Raw genomic sequence first — 17,569 nt, 5'->3', positions numbered from 1 at the left:
ACAGGTGTTTCTGGCCGTACTGCTAGAAGGAGAGGTTGCATTCTAGAACGGCGCGCGGCGATCTCAATCAGTCCAGTGCCCCAAGCAGCTTGCCCAGCGGCACTGTTACGTATATTGACTGAGATTCAGCGACTGATTAATTAGCCGGTTCGTCGACCACCTGCAGGCTGGAGAGACCGCCGGGAAGGTAGGTGGCGGAGATCTTGAGACCGCTAGACATGACGGGGCGGTTGCCCATATAGGTGGCCACAATATTGTGTGTGGTCGCCATCACGGGGCGGTTGTTCATAAAGGTGGAGGCCACAGTCTGGGTTTTGGCCTGGATGGGACGACCGTTGAAATAGGTGGAAGCGACCTTCAGGCCAGAGGAGACAATGGGACGGTTGCCCATATAGGTAGCCACAATATTCATGCTGGCAGGGGCAGTGGGCCGCAGGCCCAGAGAACCGCCGCGCTCGTAGACGGCCATGTCTGAAGTGGTTTTGGCTGTTTGGGTGGTCATAGCGAGAGACTCTCCGGTTACGGGAACTGCTGCAATAGATCGAATTACTATATCGCAATACTACAAAGATGTTTACAGTTTGAGATTAACGCGATCGCGCCCCCCACATCAAATCGTCCGCTAGATTTCGACTGAATCGGACTGGCGATCTCGATCGTGAGTAGAGTTGGGATATAGCATTCTGAGAAGCCCGTACTGCCGATATGTCTGACGCCACCTTGCTCTACGAAGGCAAAGCCAAGCGCATTTACGCCACCGACCGACCGGGGATATTGCGCTGCCAATACAAGGACGACGCAACAGCCTTTAATGCCCAAAAGAAAGGTCAAATTGCCGGTAAGGGGGAGGTCAACTGTACGGTTGCCGCTCTCTTGTTCCGCTATCTGGAAGGGGCGGGGATAGCAACGCACTTTGTCGGACAAACGGGATCGACTGAGATGGCCGTCAGGGCAGTGACGATCTTGCCAGTGGAGGTGGTGGTGCGCAATCGGGCGGCGGGAACGTTGTGCAAGCGGCTGGGGTTAGAGCGGGGAAAGGCGATCGCCCCCCCTTTGGTGGAATTTTTCTACAAGAATGACGACCTGGGAGATCCCCTCCTTACCACCGACCACATTGAACTCTTGAACTTAGCTACTCCAGAACAAGTACAGGTATTGCGGCAGCAGGCACTGGCGATCGATACTCTGTTACAGCAGTTTTTCCTCCAGTGCCAGTTAGAACTAATTGATTTCAAGCTAGAATTTGGCACCGATGCGAATGGGGATATTTTGCTGGCAGACGAGATTAGCCCCGATACTTGTCGCCTGTGGAACTTAGCAGACGAGCGAGTGCTGGACAAAGACCTATTTCGCTTCGACTTGGGAGATCCGGTGGCGGGCTATCGCGAAGTTTTAGAGCGGGTGCAGGCGGTGGCTGGAGAATTAGGGCAGTAGTGCCGCAAGTTTTACAATGGTTGTGTCGCTAGGAGTTCGCAAACATTATGGCCCTTCCTGGTATGGGACACGTTGCTGTCAAGGTGCAAGATATTCCTAAAGCCCTGGAGTTTTATCAACGCCTAGGCATGACTGTGGTTTGGTCGGACAGCGACTGGGCCTATCTCAAGGCGGGAGGCGATGGCTTGGCGCTATTGGGACCGGGGTATAAGGCTGCCGGTCCGCATTTTGGCTTCGTATTTCGCGATCGCGACTCCCTCGAGGCTGAATACCAGCGCATCAAAGCTCTCGGGGTCAAGATTGGGGCCATTCACGATCATCGAGACGGGACGGCCTCCTGCTACGGTCGCGATCTGGATGGGAATGTCTTCGAATTACTATACGAGCCCCAATCAGCCGACAAAACTGTTTTAAATAAAACCATTCCGACTGGATAGGTGTTTGAATACATCGAGTATCCTTTAATACTTGTTCGTTTTTCTGCTCTGACGGGCATGCTAATACCCAGATTTCCCGCAAGTCTCGAGGCTCGGCGAGCTATAACCATTGCTTTGTCTAGTTTGGCTCCCAACGAAACAATCTAGTCGAGCGTGACGAGCCTTGTTCCGCTCTAGCACCTAAGCTTCAACCGTATAGATTTGTAGGAGTCTTGCTGAGAAATTTAGCTGGGTAAAGCATGATTGGCAAGCTTTTGCGTAAATTTCGATACCTATTGGTGTTGGGCTGTTTGCTAACAGGATTGTGGACATTTGTCGGTCACCAGCCCGTCCATTCGTCGGCGATCGCCCCCATCACCGTTCGAGCGAGCTCGAACGACACCTACGAGCAATTGCTCGCTCGCGCCAAGCAAGACACACTGGCGGAAATCGCGCGCCAGTTTAATGGCAATGCTGCGCTTGCCTCGCTGGAATTCGAGGTGCTCGGCAAGCGCAGTGGTTCTCAAGTGCCCCTCTTGCGCGTCAGCGTGCGGCGATCGCAGTGGCAGCAGCAGCCCGCCAATATTGATGCCTGGATCGATGTCGATCCAGATAGCCAAGCATTGCTGGGATTTTCGGCTTCTCGAGTCGGCAGCACTCGCACGACAGCGGCAAGAGACTCGTCCGCCATTGTGCGCCGCTCTTCGGCCAGTACGCCGCCACAATCCCGTCGGAGTAATTCTTCTAGTAATTCTGGCCTATCCGCGCCCTTGGTGGCGGCGGCTCCATCGAAGTTGGACCGCATCCCTTACGACCGAGATGCAGGCGACTTTTTCGACGCGATTAGCTCTGAAGATGGCCTGTATCTGCGCTGGGTGGAGTACCCCATCACCGTTTACGTGGAGAATGGCAATTCCGATTGGGGACAAAGTATCGAGGCGGCGATCGATGATTGGTCGCAATACATTCCCCTCAGAAAAGTACGTCGCGAAGAAGACGCCAATATCAGCATTATCAGGACGGCCCCCATTGCCAGGGTGGGGGGAGTGGCAACCCCCAGCCTCTTTATCGATAGCGAGGCTCGGCGACAGATGAAGGTTTCCATTGTGATTACTGAATTCCAAACCCTGGGCAGGGTTGCCTCCACTGCCCGACACGAACTCGGTCACGCTTTGGGGCTATGGGGCCACAGCCCCAACCCGCGAGATCTGATGTACGCGACAGAGCTGTTTCCCAATCCGTCAGTCACCCGCCACGCTGTCAATACCCTCAAGCGAGTTTACGAGCAGCCCACAGCGATCGGCCAGAGAGTCTCGCTCGAAGACTTTTCCGGCTAGAGTGCGCTCGTTCATTTGGCTTCCATCCAGTTTTTTCCCGCTTGAATATCGACTTTAAGGGGGACATCTAGAGCGATCGCCGTTTCCATCGTCGTTTGAATTTTTGCTTGCAGTTCGTCCCATTCTTCAGGGGGAATTTCGAACACCAGTTCGTCGTGGACTTGCAGCAACAGTCGGGCGCGATAGCCTGCGAGAATGCGATGCAGCTTCACCATCGCCAGCTTGATGATGTCGGCACTCGACCCCTGAATGGGGGCATTGGCAGCAGCCCGCAACGCACCAGCTTCGAAGCGGTTGAGCTTGAGGGTATCCCGGTCGATTTCAGCGGGATCTTGACCCCGCAGCCGCTTGAGGGCGGCAGACTCAAAGGTGAAATAGCGGCGGCGACCCAGAATGGTTTCGACGTAGCCATTGGCGATCGCCTCTCGTTCCATCCGCTTGAGATAGCCGAAAACTTTGGGGTAGCGCTGGTTGAAGCGATCGATAAACCCCTTGGCTTCCTTGCTGGAAACCCCCGTTTCGCGGGCAAACCGCTGGGCTCCCATACCGTAAATGACGCCAAAGTTGATGGTCTTGCCCAAGCGGCGCTCGTCGGCGGTGACGGAATCTTTGTCCAGCAGTAGGCGGGCGGTAAGACTGTGGACATCGTCGTTGTTGCGATAAGCCTCCAACAAAACGGGCTCCTGACTGAGGTGGGCCAGAATGCGCAGCTCGATTTGAGAATAGTCTGCCGAGGCTAGCAGCCAACCTGCTTCGGGCAAAAAAGCAGCGCGGATTTGGCGGCTGAAGGCAGTGCGGATGGGGATGTTTTGCAGGTTGGGGTTGGAGGAGGAAAGGCGCCCTGTGGCGGTGACCGCTTGGTTGAAATCGGTGTGGACCCGTTGGGTATCGGGGCGGGCTAGGGCGGGCAGGGCGTCAACGTAGGTGGATTTGAGCTTGGCTAGAGTACGGTATTCGAGGATGTCGTCGACAATTGGGTGTTCCCCTTGCAATTTCGTCAGGGTGGCGGCGTCGGTGGAGTAACCCAATTTGGTTTTGCGGGATTTTTTGCTATTGAGGCCCAGGGTTTCAAATAGCAGCACGCTGAGCTGTTTGGGCGAGGCCAGATTGAAGGTTGAGCCGACGCGATCGTAGGCCCGTTGCTCGATCGCCGCCAAATCCGTTTCCAATCGAGCGGAAAAGTCTTTGAGGTAGGCAATATCGATGCGAACCCCACAGTGCTCCATTTCAGCCAGAACGGGTTCGAGGGGCAATTCGACCGTTTCGAACAGCGCCTTCAGCTCGGGGCTGGCCTCCAATTGCGATCGCAGTTTGGGCACGAGCAGGAAGGTGGAGTAGACATCCATGCCGCAATAGCTTGCAACGGCAGGGATATCGAGCTCGGCAATGGTTTTGCCTTTGGGAACGAGATCGGCATAGTCTTGCGCCACAATGCCCAAGTAGCGCGAGGAGAGCTCGCTGAGTTTGTGGCTGGTTTCGGGATTGAGGGTGTAGCTAGCCAGCATGGTGTCGAATACGACCCCATTGAGACCAATGCCCTGGTTGCGCAGGATAAGGCGATCGTATTTGGCATTTTGCAGAGATTTGGGGTAGCGATCGCCCTCCAACACTTGCCGCAAGGATTCGAGCACTGTGGCTTTATCCAGCATCTGTCCCTGCGAGTGTCCCACAGGAATGTAAGCCATATCGTCCCTCTCGCCACCCCAGCAGCAGCCAATCCCAACTAAGTCAGCCTCGCGGGGGTCGAGGGAAGTGGTTTCGGTATCCCAGGCAACGGGAGTTTGGGGATCGGTATAGGTTTTGAGGCGATCGACTAGCTCGGCGAGCTTGTCTGGTGTATCGATAATCTGCGGTTGAATCGGCTCGGGTTGGGCCTGTTGTTGCTCGGCAGTATCCGCCGCACTGAAAAACCACGTATCTCCGGCTTCATCCTGCTTCGCAGCCGATTCCGACTGAGCTGCAACTGTTGCTCCGCCCAAACGCGACTGAATTTGGTTAATCCGCCGCAAAAACGACTGAAACTCCAACTTTTCCAATATGGGAATGAGACGGCTGTCGTCAAACCCCTGCAATTTCAGCGACTCAAACGGCGCATCCACCGGTACGTCCAACTTAATCCGCGCCATAAATTGGGAGTGTTCGGCAGATTCCTGGCCTGCCTCTAGCTTTTTCTTCACCGCCCCCTCGATCTCGTCTAAAGCGGCATAGACCCCATCGAGGCTGTCGTAGGTACTCAATAATTTGACCGCTGTTTTCGCCCCAATCCCTTTGACACCGGGAATATTGTCAGAACTATCGCCACAGAGCGCTTTATAGTCCACCACCTGCTCGGGCCGCACCCCCAACTTTTCCAACACCTGTGCGGAGCCAATCTCTTGTGGCGCAGAGGAGCTATTGCGCCGACCGTAGGTGGAACCCCCCATGTACAGTACTTCGATCTCGCGTTCGTCATCCACGAGCTGGAATAAATCGCGATCGCCACTCAAAATCGCCACCGCTACCCCCTCGGGCACTGCTGTCGCCAAGGTTCCAATAATGTCGTCCGCCTCAAATCCCGGTGCTGTGAGGATAGGTAAATCCAGTGCTGCGAGTAACTCCTGTAAATTTTGCATATCGACAAAAAATTCCTCGGGGGTTTCCGCTCTGCCAGCCTTATAGCTTGCATCGGCTTCGTGGCGGAACGTGGGTTGGCGAGAGTCGAAGGCGATCGCCACATGGGTGGGATTTTCCTGCGCCAGGATGTCGAGCAGGGATTTCGTAAAGCCGAAACTGACGCTGGTGGGAATGCCGGTGGAGGTGCGCAGCCCTCCTTCTCGACTGAGGGCAAACGCATAAAAGGCCCGATAGGCCAGGGAATGGCCGTCTACCAGCAAGAGCTTGGCGGATTCAGTAGGGGAATCGGCGGGCATGGCGATCGCGGAATAAGAATAAAAATTGCATCAGTGGATACCGGCTCTGATTGTAGCGTCGGTGTTGGCGATCGCCGCTCGAATGGGCATCCTTGCCCCATCGAAGCGCCAGCGAAATGCGTGGGCTCGGGAATGGCACCACTCTATCGAGCGGTCTACAAGTCGGTTTAAACTGTACGCATTGCACATTCTGCAGTTGTATTAGCCCGTATCCTCGATCGCATATTGAGTCGAGTGCCTATCTTCGGCTAGCGTCCATTCCTCCCTGCGACCGTCCGGTCAATCGCTGTAACTCTAGCGATTGCGGGCTCGTTCCCACTATTGCAACTATATTTATATCTAAAGAATAGCTAGCGGCCTATGCACCTGAGTGATATCACCCACCCCAATCAACTCCACGATCTGAGCATCGCCGAACTGCGCGAGCTCGCCCGTCAAATGCGGGAGAAGCACCTTCAAACCGTCGCCGCCACGGGCGGTCACCTCGGCCCCGGCCTCGGTGTAGTCGAGTTAACTTTGGGCCTGTACAAAACCCTAGACTTCGATCGCGATAAAGTCACCTGGGATGTGGGCCACCAGGCATATCCCCACAAAATGCTGACGGGTCGCTACAAAGATTTCCATACCCTGCGCCAAAAAGGCGGTATTGCCGGATATCTCAAGCGCGGCGAAAGCCACTTCGATCACTTTGGGGCCGGTCATGCCTCCACCAGCATCTCGGCAGCTTTGGGAATGGCCCTAGCTCGCGATGCTCGCGGGGAAAGCTTCAACGTTGTCGCCATCATCGGGGACGGCGCGCTCACGGGCGGCATGGCCTACGAAGCCATCAACCACGCCGGTCACTTACCCAAAACCAATTTAACGGTGGTGCTCAACGACAATGGCATGTCAATTTCCCCCAATGTTGGGGCCATGACCCGCTATCTCAACCAGTTGCGCCTCAGCCCCCCCGTTCAAACCATCACCGATCGCCTGGAAGAGCAGCTCAAAAACTTGCCCTTGGTGGGCTCTAGCCTCTCTCCCGAAATCGATCGCATGAAGGAGAGCATGAAGCTGATGACCGCCGTGCGCAACAACAAGGTGGGTATCATCTTCGAAGAATTGGGCTTTACCTATGTCGGCCCTGTAGACGGCCACAACCTGCAGGAATTGGTGCATGTGTTCACCTTAGTGCAGAACATCACCGGACCGGTATTGGTGCATGTCGCCACCACCAAGGGTAAGGGCTACGCCTTAGCCGAACAGGAGCAGGTGGGCTATCACGCCCAGTCCAGCTTCAACCTTTCCACCGGCAAACCCAAGCCGTCCACAAAACCCAAGCCCCCCAGCTATTCCAAGGTGTTTTCCCATACCCTAACTAGGCTGGCAGAAAACGACTCGCGCATTGTCGCGATTACAGCGGCGATGGCCACTGGCACGGGGTTGGTGAAGTTTCAGGAGAAACTGCCCGAACAGTTCTTGGATGTGGGCATTGCCGAGCAACATGCGGTGACGCTGGCGGCAGGCTTAGCCTGCGAAGGCATGCGCCCGATCGCCACGATCTATTCCACCTTCCTGCAGCGGGCCTTCGACCAGATCGTTCACGATGTCTGCATTCAGAAATTACCCGTCTTCTTCTGCATGGACCGTGCCGGTGTGGTGGGGGCTGACGGTCCCACACACCAGGGTCTGTACGATATTGCCTATCTGCGCTGCATCCCCAACATGGTGGTGATGGCTCCCAAGGATGAGGCGGAACTGCAGCGGATGATCGCGACGGGGGTGAATTACACCGACGGCCCGATCGCGGTGCGCTACCCGCGCGGCAATGGCGTTGGCGTCCCCATTGTTGAAGAGGGCTGGCAGGAATTGCCCATTGGCAAGGGCGAGATTTTGCGCTCGGGCGATGACGTGCTGATTGTGGCCTATGGTTCAATGGTGCATCCGTCGTTGCATGCAGCTGAGATTCTGACGGAGCACGGCATTCAGGCCACGGTGGTGAATGCTCGCTTTGTCAAGCCGATCGATACCGAGCTGATTTTGCCGCTGGCGAGCCGCATCGGTAAGGTGGTGACGGTTGAAGAGGGCTGCCTTATGGGTGGTTTTGGTTCGGCGGTGGCTGAGGCGCTATCGGATGCGGATGTGACGGTGCCCGTGCTGCGGCTTGGGGTGCCCGATAAGTTGGTGGATCACGCTAAGGCTGAAGAATCTTTGGCGGAGTTGGGACTGACCAGTGCGTCGATCGCCGAGCGGATTCGGCAGAAATGGCAGCTTGCCGAGGCTGAGGTGGTTCAGCCTGCGGAAGTGAGCTAGCTTGCTTCCAATTCGATGTCGAATGGGCGGGAGCCTAGATAGCTCCCGCCCATTCGCTTGGGGGATGTAAGGCTTGGCAGAGATAGGCGATCGCGTTAGCATTGTGCTGCCAACGCGAGGCGTTCGGTTCTATTGGCAAATGCATTTCAGGGGTTCGCGTGGCGATCGGAATGCGGTATTTTAGATAGGCCGTGCTGATGTAGCTCAGTTGGTAGAGCAGCTCACTCGTAATGAGCAGGTCACCGGTTCAAGTCCGGTCATCAGCTTTTAGATATATCGAGCTTTTCCCTTGCTATCACTGGCTTTCGGGACTGTAGTCTTCACCGTTCCTGGCTCAGTTCGAACTATCTCCCGGCGATCGACTCTTGCAACTCAAGCACTGCTTTCCGAGACAGTTTTGTCATCTGTTGCACTAGCTCGACGGACATGCCATGGGTCAGCATCTCCGTTGCCACTTCAATCGACCTTTCCAGGCGACCTTCTTCAAGGGCTTCTTGGTATACCTTGGTCTGTTTGATGTCGCTAACACCCAGCATGGCTTCGATCTCCTCTCGACTCAGACGAGGGAATTTGTACAGCAGAATCACCTCAATCAATTCTACGATCTCTCGGCGGAGGGTCGCATCAGGTATCTGCTGAGCTTGCGCCACCACCTGACGGATATTCTGTTTAGTGTCCTCCTCTGGCTCCACAACCATCTTTACCATTTCCACCCCCAGAGTCCCATCTCCTGCTTCCAGCTCATCCAAATACAGCCGCTGCACGTAAGGGCTGTCTAGCAAGGGCTGGTAGTTAACCGTGTCGATAGGTTCAAGGCTGCGTTTGGCAAACAAGACTACTGCTCGCCAAGCGGGGTTAGAGCTGTCGTAGCGCAGGTAGAGGAAGATCTCGGAGAACAGGCGCTTGTAGAGGTTGGGGTCTGCTTGAAACTGGACTTCGCAGAAAAAGACCGGGCGCTGGGGGCTGAGGGGGAGAAAGACGCCATCGATGCGGAAAGCGGTCTGTTTGACTTCTACCGAATCAAATCGGTAGGACTGGGCCTCTTCTGTGGGTAAGCCGACTAGCTCGAAGAAGCTGGTGGGATAGCCTGCGAACAGTCGGTAAAAGATAGAGTCAGGCGATCGCTCTCAACTGTCGAGTTCGCCATCCAACAGCTTTACCGCAAACCCATATTCCATAGCATTGCGAAACAACTTGCCATCCAAAGTCCACAGCTCCGCCTGTAGAAATTCAGCCAAAGCCAAATAAGCAGCATCGTAAGCGCTGCGCCGCTTCAACTGCAGTGCAATCTCAACTACCCGTTCCCCTTCCGGGCAAGCGCAGAAAACAATCGGCAAGTCAGCCAAGGCTCCAAACGCCTCTGGAAGAGCAGCTACAGTGAATTCGCCACCGGCGATCGCGCCAGTAAAAGCACTCGCAATTTCGTAACGGGCTAGATCGGGAGCGTAAAGCTCGGCATTCTCCTCTAACCATTGCATCAACTGAGCTTCAACAAGATTGCTTCTTTCTCCGCCAATGGCCAGAGCCACCAGCAAATTGGCATCCAACACCACCCTTACCAACTAAACGTCTCCCCGTTGCCCCAATTCCTCGCGTCCTTCGCGAACCAAAGCAACAACGTCAATGTTCTTAGAGGAGCGGCGTTCGCGTAACTGTCGCAACCTTTTCAAAGAGTTGAGAGCCCGCGCCTTCTTGCTTGCGCGATCGTCCTTCAAGTGCTCGTGCAGCAGCTCCGCTGCCAAGCGATCGGGAGTCAGCCCCCGGCAGGCAGCCTCTGCCGACAGGCGATCGAGATCTTCACCTATCAGGCGTACAGTAATAGTGTTTGCCTCTTGCATAGACCCAGTATAGAAGAGTGGGTAAGGTTCAGTAGATGCCAGCGCCTCAGGCGGCCTACCCCTAAGAAGCATCTCAGTTCGTGAAAGATGCGATCGCCGATACCGCAGACTGAAAGATTACGGAATGAGCAGGTCACCGGTTCAAGTCCGGTCATCAGCTTTTAGATATATCGGGATTTTCCCATACTATAACTAGCTTTGAAGCGATTCACGGTCGAGAAGAATGGGGACTATTGGCCTAATTTCTTGGCGATCCTCTGTTGCAACTCAAGCACTTCTTCCATCGACAGCTTTGTTATCTGTTGCACTAGCTCGACAGCAATGCCATTAGCCTGGGTACGGGCCATAGCGTTTGGGAGATGGGTGTCGGTGGGATTTGCGCGTTATTCTAAGGGAGCGATGCTCGCACGAGTATGCAACCGTTACATCATTCAGAAACACAATGTTTGACGCTCTTTCCGACCAACTGGAATCCGCCTGGAAAAAACTGCGCGGGCAAGACAAAATCACGGAAAGTAATATTAAGGACGCCCTGCGAGAGGTCCGCCGCGCCCTGCTGGAAGCGGACGTGAACTTGGAGGTGGTCAAACACTTTGTCGAGGACGTGCGCGAAGCGGCCCTCGGGGCCAATGTGATTATGGGGGTGAGCCCCGACCAACAGTTCGTCAAAATCGTCAACGACGAACTGGTGAAGGTGATGGGGGAAGCGAACGCTCCCCTCAATCAGGCTGCTGACGGGACAGGACCAACCATTGTATTGATGGCGGGCCTGCAGGGGACGGGGAAAACGACTGCTGCTGCGAAATTAGCGCTGTTTTTGCGCAAGCAGAGCAAGAAAACCTTGTTGGTGGCGGGGGATATTTACCGTCCGGCGGCGATCGATCAACTCAAAACTCTGGGGGAACAGATCGACATTCCCGTCTTCGATCTGGGCAAAACCGATCCAGTTGAGATTGCTCGCCAAGGGGTTGCCAAAGCCCGAGACGAGGGCTTCGATACCGTGATTGTCGATACGGCAGGTCGCCTGCAAATCGACCAAACGATGATGGCAGAGTTGGAGAAGATCAAAACCACCATCAACCCCCACGAAACCCTGCTGGTGGTGGATGCCATGACCGGTCAGGAAGCGGCCACCCTAACCCGCGAATTCCACAACCGGATTGGGGTGACGGGTGCCATCTTGACCAAGTTAGACGGCGACACGCGCGGCGGTGCGGCGCTCTCGGTGCGTCAAGTTTCCGGTCAGCCAATTAAATTTATCGGGACTGGCGAAAAAGTCGAAGCCCTCGATCCGTTTTATCCCGAGCGGATGGCCTCCCGCATTTTAGGGATGGGGGACATTCTGACGTTGGTGGAAAAGGCACAGGAAGAAATTGATATTTCTGATGCCGAGGCTATGACCGAGAAATTGCTCTCGGCACAGTTTGATTTCACCGATTTTCTCAAGCAAATGCGCTTGATTAAGGGGATGGGAGCACTGGGGGGGCTGATGAAGATGGTGCCCGGTATGAATAAGCTGAGTGACGATCAACTGCAGAAGGGGCAGGAGAAGTTGTATCGATCCGAGGCGATGATTAATTCCATGACGAAGGCTGAGCGGCGCGATCCCGATTTGCTGGCCCGCAGTGCCAGTCGCAAGCGTCGGGTGGCGAAGGGGTCTGGCTACACGACGGGGGATGTGACCCAGTTGGTGGGAGAGTTTCAACGGATGCGGGACATGATGGGCCAGATGGGTCGCGGCATGATGCCCGATATGGGGGGCATGGGCATGCCCGGTATGCCGGGAATGGGGGGAATGCCGAGGGGGAATATGCCCGCTGCGATGGGCGGTCCTGGTTGGCGCGGCAAGCGCTCGGGGCGGCCGAAGAAGAAGCGCAATCGGAAAAAAGGAGGTGACGGCAAGGGCTTTGGGGGTTAGTGACGCTGGTCAGGAGGTCGTCGATCGCCAGTTCGCGTCTGGGCATGAAGTAAAGCTGATATGAAATAAAGCTGATATGACCTCGCATTGCCGGAGTTCGTACCTATGAACCGTTTCATTCGCCGCCTGCGCCGATCGCGTCTTTTGACGGTGTTGCTCCTGGTGGCGATCGCCTGGGGATTTGGCTGGAGTTTGGGGGCGCAAGAAACCATTTCCCAACCGGATTTGGCGACGCGCCATCGCCTGGGGGCGGAGGTGTATGTGGAAACCTGCGGTGCTTGCCATACAGCCCTACCTCCGCAGGTGATGCCAGCAGATACCTGGCGATCGCTGCTGCAGTCTCCCAATCATTACGGCCTCCAGTTAGAGAATTTGCCGCGAGGTCCGCTGCTGCAAGCAACGTGGGCATTTATGAGGGACTTCTCCCGCAATCGGGGCACAACGGAGCCGATTCCCTATCGCCTCTCCAACTCCCGCTTTTTTAACGCTCTCCATCCCGATGTCGAGTTTCCCGGAGAAATCCGAGCGACCGGCTGCATTACTTGCCATCCCCGCGCTAACCTCGGCGAGTTCACTAGCTTGACGGCGGCGTGGCAGTAAGATCGAATTGAGTTTGCCAAACAATCCCTTTCTCTCCCATTTGGAATCGGTATCATGTCTGCGATCGGCGCTCTCGATTTGCCATTGCGCGAGCAAGTGCAAGCCACTCGTCAAGCGGCTTTACGCCTAGCTCTCTTGCCCACTGAGATCAAAAACACAGCGTTAGAGGCGATCGCGGCTGCGGTCGAGACCCGCACAGACGAGATTTTGGCGGCCAATGCCAAAGACTTGGCAGCGGCGTCCGACATGCTTGCGAAGGGAGCGCTGACTGCTGCTGCCTACGCCCGCTTGAAGCTGACTCCCGACAAGATCGGGACGATGGCGGCTGGCGTAAGGGATGTGATGAAATTGACCGATCCGGTAGGACAGGTGCAATGGTCTCGGGAGTTGGACGAGGGGTTAATTCTGCATCGCAAGACTGCACCGCTGGGGGTGCTCGGCATTATTTTTGAATCCCGCCCCGATGCGGTCACTCAGATTTCCTCGCTAGCGCTCAAAACTGGCAATGGTGTGGTGCTCAAGGGGGGGAAAGAGGCGGTCAATTCCTGCCGCATGTTGGTGGAGGTGATTCACGCGGCGTTAGAGTCGCGAGGCATTCCGACAGCGGCGGTGAGTTTGCTGACAACTCGGGAAGAGACGCGGGCGCTGTTGGCACTGGACGATTTAGTAGATTTAGTGATTCCGCGCGGCTCGAATGCGTTTGTGCGCTACGTGCAGGACAACACCAAGATTCCGGTCTTGGGCCATGCGGATGGGATTTGTCATTTGTATGTCGATCGCACTGCCGATATCGACAAAGCGATTTCGCTGACGGTGGATTCTAAGGTGGATTATCCAGCAGCTTGCAATGCCTTAGAAACGCTGTTGGTACACGAAGAGATTGCAGCTGATTTTTTGCCGAGAGCGGTGGCAGCGTTGCAAGCGAAGCAAGTGGAGGTGCGCGGTTGCGATCGCGCTCGTGCCTTGGCAGAAATGTCTGCTGCTGGCGAGATTGATTGGGCGACGGAGTACGGCGATTTGGTCCTAGCGGTAAAGCTGGTAGATTCGCTGGATGAGGCGATCGCCCATATCGAGCAGTACGGCTCGCGGCATACGGAGGCGATCGTCGCGGAGGATGGCGCTACTGCCGAGCAATTTATGAATGCGGTGGATGCGGCAGGTGTGTTTCACAATGCGTCCACGCGATTTTCGGATGGGTTCCGCTATGGTTTTGGGGCCGAGGTGGGGATTAGCACTCAAAAGTTACCACCTAGAGGCCCGGTGGGCATGGAAGGGTTAGTGACGTATAAGTATTTGCTAGAGGGAGACGGGCACATTGTGGCCAGCTACAGCGGTCCGAATGCCCGTCGATTTACCCACCGCGAGCTTCCGTTTTAAGCACTACAGGTGGGATAGGGCTCGGAGTCGTGGGGCTGTGCGAGTGTCCCATTGAGATGCGAAGCTTTACCCCTTAGGGTTGGCAACTGGGTCGAACTCGATGCTTTTGAGTCGGAGAGAATTCCAAACCACATTCAACGAGCTCAACGCCATGGCAATTTCCGCCATGATGGGGTGCAGTAGGCCACAAGCAGCCACCGGTAGCGCAATCAGGTTGTAAGCGTAAGCCCACCAAAGGTTTTGCTCGATCTTGTCAAAGGTGGCTCTGGCCAAGGATAGGGCTTGCTCGACCCCGATTAATTCGCCGCGCACGAGGGCGATATCGGCGGCTTCCACAGCGATATCGGTCCCCGTCCCCAGCGCAATGCCGACATCGGCTTGTTTGAGGGCTGGGGCATCGTTAATGCCGTCTCCCACCATCGCGACCATGTGGCCTTCCTGCTGCAGTTGGCGCACCCACTCAATTTTCCCTTCAGGCAATACGCCCGCTCTCACGGTTGCGATCCCGACTCGCTCGGCGATCGCCGCTGCTGCCCGAGGGTTATCCCCCGTCAACAGGGCCAACTGCAAACCGCGCCCCTGCAAACTGGCGATCGCAGTTTCAGCATCCAGCTTGAGGGCATCGGCAATGGCAATGGCCCCCAAGATACTGCCATCTAGCGCGACCAGCACGACGGTTTGTCCGGCGGCTTCGAGGGTCTCGATCTGCTCCTGCCAATCGATCTCCGAGCTCGCAACGCTGGCAACCCAATCGGGGCTGCCGACCAGCACCGCGCGCTCGCCCACGCTCGCCCGCAGGCCGCGCCCGAGCATGGCTTCTATTTCAGTGGCGATGGGAGCGTCAATTCCCTCTGCCTCCGCTCGCGCCACGACCGCTCCCGCTAAAGGGTGTTCGGAGGCCCGTTCTGCGGCTGCAGCCCAGTAGAGCACCTCGCCACGGCGATCGGCCGGCAGAATTGCTTGTACCTCCGGTCGCGCTTGGGTGAGGGTGCCGGTCTTATCGAAGACTACGGTGTCCACTGACTGCAGTGTCTGTAGCGCTTCGCCGTGACGAATCAAAATGCCCCGCTCGGCTCCACAGCCAGCTCCCACCATCAATGCCATCGGGGTAGCCAAACCCAGCGCGCAGGGGCAGGCTACCACCAGCACCGCCATCGTGTTAAAGGCTGCCAGCGCCAGCGGAGACAGGTCGGCATTGACCCAAGGGACGATGGGGGCGATCGCCTCCACCCAGCGATGCAGCGGCTGGGCGGCGATCGTCCAGACAACAAAGGTAACCGCTGCCAGCACTATCACCACAGGCACAAAATATCCGGTAATCCGATCCGCCAATTGCTGAATGGGGACTTTGCTGCCTTGGGCCTGCTGCACCAAGCGAATCATTTGGGCCAAAAAGGTCCCGCTGCCGATCTGGGTCACTTCAACCAGTAGAAGTCCCTGCTGATTGGTCGTAGCTCCAATCACCCGATCGCCCGTTGCTTTCGCCACAGGCAGCGACTCTCCAGTGGCGATCGCTTCATCGACACTCGATCGCCCCGATAGGACGCGACTATCCGCCGGAATCACTTCTCCTGGTTTGACCAAGAGGCGATCGCCCACCTGCACGGCTCGAATGGGAACATCCACAACGTCCGCCGTTCCCAAAAATGCAGATAGATCGGCAGGAGCGATCCGTTCCGAGTCACCCTCTCTGGCGGCAGAACTCTCCGAGCTGCTCCCCTGCACTAAGTGTGCTTCCTTAACCTGCAACTGCATCAATCGCCGAATCACCTGCGAGGCTTGTCCCCGAGCGCGCTTATCGAGGTAGCGGCTGAACAAGTGAAACGCCATCACCATAGCTGCCACTTCCACAAACACCGTCACTTCGGGCACCGCCAGCAAGCCAGTGAAATAGGTGGGCAAAGTACCGAGGGAGATCAGCACGTCCATATTGGGGGCTTGCCGCCGAAGCGCCGCCCAACTGGCAGTGTGGGTGGGCCAACCTGCCACAAACACGACGGGAAAAGCTAAGACGAGCGCCAGGAGGTGGTGGTGTTCGTTGTGGGGCATCCCGTAGGCCATGCAGTAAATCATGACGGCCATTAAGATACCGGCCGGAACTGCCGCCAGCAAGAGACGATTGCGGGCTTGGCGCACCCCTGCCCATTCATCAGTCTCGGCGTCTCCCAGATTGCTATCCCAGTCCAGCGGCGCTGCCTCGAATCCGTTAGTGCGAACGGCGTTTACTAAGTCAGTCAAGGAAACGCGTTCGGGATCGAAGACCACCCGAGCCTGTTCTGCTGCAAAATTGACATCCGCTAGGGCCACCCCCGGCAATCGATCGAGCACCCGCGTCACACTAGCCGCACAACCCGCACAACTCATGCCGCCAATTTTGAGCTGTGCCGCTTCGCGAACGGCTGCTTTAGTGCCATTCGAGGCGATCGCCTCTACCTCTGGTGCTATTGCGGTCATACGTTTGCTCCACCTCGAAAACCACGCCCCTAGCTGTTCCGCATTGAGACTGGGAGAAATCGCATCTCTAACCAAAATCTCGCTGGTGCAGCGACGAGCATCCTTATTGTGGCCGACATTCGAGACAACTGGACCGGCTTTTCCCCTGGGTTGGGTGGTAACGAGAGTTTTGGAGCTGTCGTTACAAATCGTTTTTGCTACGTAAATCTGCGGCGATCGAGTGTTCTGTTGCAAGTGGGCTGTGGCTTGCTCTTCCTCAATGCCGAAGATTGGGGTCGCAGGGATAAGCGGGTCGAGCGAGATAAATCGCTCAATCGATCTCGCCACGATAGAATTGTCTTGATAAGTTGGATGTGCAATCTGAAGCAATCGCAACAATTATTTTTGCGATGTTCTATCAGTGCGCTAAATTCAATAACTAGTGTGTTGGTAGGGATTGAATTTGAGGTGTGGAAATCGCGCGATCGCGGGGGTGAGGGGAAGACTTAGCATTCCCTTCAATCAACTCGGCTCTCCCCGATGCAAGTGGCCCTTTAACACTTGAGGCGGCAGAGCGCCAAACACGATCGGCAGCGTCGAAAAACCACAATTGATTCGCCATTGAGTGGGTCGATCGGTTAGTGTTTTTCAGGGAGGGTGATGGATGTTATACCAGTCTTTGGGATGGGGCAAACTGGTATTGTGGCTATGCCTTGGTGTAGCAGGGGTTTCCGCCGATCGGTTCTAAGCCGCCGAGGGGGCTAAGCTGTATTGGTAGCAGCAGGAAGGCGCTGTCCTTGCTAAAACACTGAGTTCATGCAAGTAATATTTTTTCGTCTGCTCATCTCTCGATCGTTTCTTTTCGAGTTAATGTTTAATATGAGATGCCGATTTGCTCTGGTGCTAGCGATGGGCAGAGTTGACGAAAAGTGCGCTTAGATGTATCAAAGATGGCGCAGGTTCAGCAATGTGCTCCCATCTTTGGTGGCTATTGATACAGGCAGGGCTGCCCTCA

At 55.9% G+C, this 17,569-nt stretch carries 14 protein-coding genes and 1 tRNA gene; 8 read left to right on the top strand and 7 right to left on the bottom strand.

Going from position 1 to position 17,569, the window contains the following annotated elements:
- Positions 1–136: 136 nt before the first annotated feature.
- Positions 137–502, bottom strand: a complete 366-nt coding sequence (locus SYN7336_RS27140; protein ID WP_017327945.1) for a hypothetical protein — start codon at positions 500–502, stop codon at positions 137–139.
- A 203-nt stretch (positions 503–705) separates the two neighbouring features.
- Here SYN7336_RS27140 and purC point away from each other — a divergent pair, with 203 nt between their 5' ends.
- The 3 genes from purC (at position 706) to SYN7336_RS28375 (ending at position 3,187) form a co-directional block, all read left to right on the top strand.
- Positions 706–1,434, top strand: a complete 729-nt coding sequence (gene purC / locus SYN7336_RS21150) for a phosphoribosylaminoimidazolesuccinocarboxamide synthase (protein ID WP_017327944.1) — start codon at positions 706–708, stop codon at positions 1,432–1,434.
- A gap of 47 nt (positions 1,435–1,481) precedes the next feature.
- Positions 1,482–1,871, top strand: coding sequence for a VOC family protein (locus SYN7336_RS21145; protein WP_038026161.1), 390 nt, complete (start codon positions 1,482–1,484; stop codon positions 1,869–1,871).
- A 239-nt stretch (positions 1,872–2,110) separates the two neighbouring features.
- Positions 2,111–3,187, top strand: coding sequence for a hypothetical protein (locus SYN7336_RS28375; RefSeq protein ID WP_017327942.1), 1,077 nt, complete (start codon positions 2,111–2,113; stop codon positions 3,185–3,187).
- Between the two features lie 11 nt (positions 3,188–3,198).
- Here the strand turns inward: SYN7336_RS28375 and polA are convergent, their stop codons facing one another.
- On the bottom strand, positions 3,199–6,102 hold the full coding sequence (gene polA, locus SYN7336_RS21135) for a DNA polymerase I (protein WP_026101202.1): 2,904 nt from the start codon (positions 6,100–6,102) through the stop codon (positions 3,199–3,201).
- A 354-nt stretch (positions 6,103–6,456) separates the two neighbouring features.
- Here polA and dxs point away from each other — a divergent pair, with 354 nt between their 5' ends.
- Together dxs and SYN7336_RS21125 are read left to right on the top strand one after the other, a co-directional pair.
- Positions 6,457–8,388, top strand: coding sequence for a 1-deoxy-D-xylulose-5-phosphate synthase (dxs, locus tag SYN7336_RS21130; protein WP_017327940.1), 1,932 nt, complete (start codon positions 6,457–6,459; stop codon positions 8,386–8,388).
- Positions 8,389–8,581: 193 nt separating this feature from the next.
- Positions 8,582–8,654, top strand: a tRNA-Thr gene (locus tag SYN7336_RS21125).
- Between the two features lie 78 nt (positions 8,655–8,732).
- On the opposite strand, the gene SYN7336_RS21120 is transcribed toward SYN7336_RS21125, so the two are convergent.
- Genes SYN7336_RS21120 through SYN7336_RS21110 form a run of 3 tightly spaced genes read right to left on the bottom strand, consistent with a single transcriptional unit; the run spans position 8,733 to position 10,226 of the window.
- Positions 8,733–9,485 (bottom strand): Rpn family recombination-promoting nuclease/putative transposase, encoded by a 753-nt coding sequence (locus SYN7336_RS21120; RefSeq protein WP_255346732.1) that lies wholly within the window; start codon positions 9,483–9,485, stop codon positions 8,733–8,735.
- A gap of 30 nt (positions 9,486–9,515) precedes the next feature.
- A complete protein-coding gene (locus SYN7336_RS21115) occupies positions 9,516–9,938 on the bottom strand; it encodes a type II toxin-antitoxin system VapC family toxin (RefSeq protein WP_227498554.1) in 423 nt (140 codons plus the stop codon).
- Between the two features lie 12 nt (positions 9,939–9,950).
- Complete coding sequence (locus SYN7336_RS21110; RefSeq protein ID WP_017327936.1) at positions 9,951–10,226, bottom strand: hypothetical protein; 276 nt, start codon at positions 10,224–10,226, stop codon at positions 9,951–9,953.
- Between the two features lie 442 nt (positions 10,227–10,668).
- On the opposite strand from SYN7336_RS21110, the gene ffh reads away from it, so the two are divergent.
- The 3 genes from ffh to SYN7336_RS21090 all read left to right on the top strand — a co-directional run bounded on the left by ffh (position 10,669) and on the right by SYN7336_RS21090 (position 14,121).
- Complete coding sequence (ffh, locus tag SYN7336_RS21100; protein WP_017327934.1) at positions 10,669–12,144, top strand: signal recognition particle protein; 1,476 nt, start codon at positions 10,669–10,671, stop codon at positions 12,142–12,144.
- A 105-nt stretch (positions 12,145–12,249) separates the two neighbouring features.
- A complete protein-coding gene (locus SYN7336_RS21095; RefSeq protein WP_017327933.1) occupies positions 12,250–12,744 on the top strand; it encodes a hypothetical protein in 495 nt (164 codons plus the stop codon).
- A gap of 63 nt (positions 12,745–12,807) precedes the next feature.
- Positions 12,808–14,121 (top strand): glutamate-5-semialdehyde dehydrogenase, encoded by a 1,314-nt coding sequence (locus SYN7336_RS21090; protein WP_369791889.1) that lies wholly within the window; start codon positions 12,808–12,810, stop codon positions 14,119–14,121.
- A 66-nt stretch (positions 14,122–14,187) separates the two neighbouring features.
- Here the strand turns inward: SYN7336_RS21090 and SYN7336_RS21085 are convergent, their stop codons facing one another.
- Both SYN7336_RS21085 and SYN7336_RS31330 read right to left on the bottom strand, forming a co-directional pair.
- Positions 14,188–16,902 (bottom strand): cation-translocating P-type ATPase, encoded by a 2,715-nt coding sequence (locus SYN7336_RS21085; RefSeq protein WP_051039858.1) that lies wholly within the window; start codon positions 16,900–16,902, stop codon positions 14,188–14,190.
- A 91-nt stretch (positions 16,903–16,993) separates the two neighbouring features.
- The gene (locus SYN7336_RS31330; protein ID WP_156820263.1) at positions 16,994–17,176 is read right to left on the bottom strand and encodes a hypothetical protein; all 183 of its coding nucleotides are present in this window, start codon (positions 17,174–17,176) and stop codon (positions 16,994–16,996) included.
- Positions 17,177–17,569: the final 393 nt, after the last annotated feature.

It is taken from the genome of Synechococcus sp. PCC 7336 (assembly GCF_000332275.1).
Lineage (GTDB): Bacteria > Cyanobacteriota > Cyanobacteriia > Thermostichales > PCC-7336 > PCC-7336.
Note: the sequence above shows the minus strand (reverse complement) of the source record. Positions and strands in the feature narration are given on the sequence as shown.

Coding starts and splice junctions, on each gene's coding strand:
- SYN7336_RS28375 (WP_017327942.1), top strand. CDS start 2,111: ATGATTGGCAAGCTTTTGCGTAAATTTCGATACCTATTGGTGTTGGGC.
- SYN7336_RS21095 (WP_017327933.1), top strand. CDS start 12,250: ATGAACCGTTTCATTCGCCGCCTGCGCCGATCGCGTCTTTTGACGGTG.
- ffh (WP_017327934.1), top strand. CDS start 10,669: ATGTTTGACGCTCTTTCCGACCAACTGGAATCCGCCTGGAAAAAACTG.
- purC (WP_017327944.1), top strand. CDS start 706: ATGTCTGACGCCACCTTGCTCTACGAAGGCAAAGCCAAGCGCATTTAC.
- dxs (WP_017327940.1), top strand. CDS start 6,457: ATGCACCTGAGTGATATCACCCACCCCAATCAACTCCACGATCTGAGC.
- SYN7336_RS21110 (WP_017327936.1), bottom strand. CDS start 10,226: ATGCAAGAGGCAAACACTATTACTGTACGCCTGATAGGTGAAGATCTC.
- SYN7336_RS21145 (WP_038026161.1), top strand. CDS start 1,482: ATGGCCCTTCCTGGTATGGGACACGTTGCTGTCAAGGTGCAAGATATT.
- SYN7336_RS31330 (WP_156820263.1), bottom strand. CDS start 17,176: ATGGCGAATCAATTGTGGTTTTTCGACGCTGCCGATCGTGTTTGGCGC.
- SYN7336_RS27140 (WP_017327945.1), bottom strand. CDS start 502: ATGACCACCCAAACAGCCAAAACCACTTCAGACATGGCCGTCTACGAG.